Raw genomic sequence first — 1,418 nt, 5'->3', positions numbered from 1 at the left:
TGTTTTGCTAAGCCATGAGGCGACGATAGAGGTCTTTCCGGTAGAGAAACCGCCAACAAGCGCTACTTTAACGCGCCCATCTTCTCCTTTCCCATCAATACGATCTAAGAGTGTGCTTAATTTGTGGCGTAGATAAGAAGGCGCGGTAAAACCCAATGTTTCTCCATCGTCAAGAAAGGTTTTAAGTGCGGTAAGGTTCTCTTTAAGTGTAGAGAGTGTGAGGGTAGACGTCATGGGATGTTCCTTAGGAAAGATCTGAACAAGAGGTGTGAAATGTTATGGAACGCGTGTCATACTCATGTATTCAGGGAGAGAGATGTGTTCTTTTCACAAAATGAGATGATCTCATCACGAGTATGTGTGAGCTCTTTCTTTTTTTCGTTGATATGGGTTGCAATAGTTTGCAACTCTTTCTCTTTTTTGCAACAAAAGGAGCAAAGAGGCGTAGAAATCGCATTTAAATTTTCATGAAGTGCTTTGCTTAGTTTGGGGCGAATTTTCTTGAGGGCAGCTTCAATAGCGTCTTTTTGCTGTTGTTCTTGATAGGATGAGTCGAAGAGTTTTCTTATGCTCCACAATCCGCCTGCAGCGGCCCCAACCCAGCCGATCGGTCCTAAAAAAAGACCGATGAGAGAGCCGGTAATGCCCCATCCACTAATGCCCGAGTCTGTATCAATGGCCAGTTTTTCAGTGAGTTGATCTATTTGAGGACAGAAGTCTTCTAAGGTCGTGAGCGTGTTTTTCTGCATAATAGAGGCGAAGGTTTGGTCGATTCTACGCATTCTTTTGTAAGAGCGTTCGACAAACTGTTTGACGTCGCTCTCTCCCAAACGAGCAATTCCCCTGAAGGCTCCCTTGACGGCGGTCTCTAGTTTTTCTCTAACAGTGTCATTAGAATCTGACCACATACCCTTTTTGCGATAGATGTCCATTTGTTGACGCACACTGTTGATAAATTTTTCCTCTAGCTGTGTCGCAAGGCGATCGCTGTCATGTTGAATGTCCAAAGGAAGCTGGGAATATCTCTCAAGAGCGTTAGAAACATCTTTTTCCGTTTGAGCGTAGTCTTCTTGGAGCTTCTGACCCTGCGTCTTTGCGAAATCAAGAGACTTGAAGAGAATATCACGGATCGTGCTTGTCGTGGCTTTGAGGCGAAGGGCGTCATATCCGCCTTGATTTTCAACGATGGCATGAATAGCGTTACGCAATGACGCCATATGGGAAAGGGCTTCATATTTTGCCTGATCGCCGTTGAGCCAGTCGTTAATCGGCTTATCATCTGGCGCGGCGGAAACGGCGACGATAGGAAGGGAGGCCGCTTCCTCTGCTGTTAAGCCTATCAGTTGAGTGAGACGCTCAAGGATGTTGTCTTTTTTTGTTCTGAAGCGTTCTTGATACTCTTCCTCATCGCCGACATC

The 1,418-nt window shown here is 45.6% G+C and carries 2 protein-coding genes; both read right to left on the bottom strand.

Annotated features, from left to right (window positions below):
- The coding region (locus F457_RS0111665) for a hypothetical protein (RefSeq protein WP_018981303.1) at positions 1-234 on the bottom strand (234 nt) is incomplete at its 3' end.
- Between the two features lie 62 nt (positions 235-296).
- The coding region (locus tag F457_RS14040) for a LeoA/HP0731 family dynamin-like GTPase (RefSeq protein ID WP_018981302.1) at positions 297-1,418 on the bottom strand (1,122 nt) is incomplete at its 5' end.

The organism is Saccharibacter floricola DSM 15669, from assembly GCF_000378165.1.
GTDB lineage: Bacteria > Pseudomonadota > Alphaproteobacteria > Acetobacterales > Acetobacteraceae > Saccharibacter > Saccharibacter floricola.
This window is presented reverse-complemented; position numbering and strand designations above follow the sequence as displayed.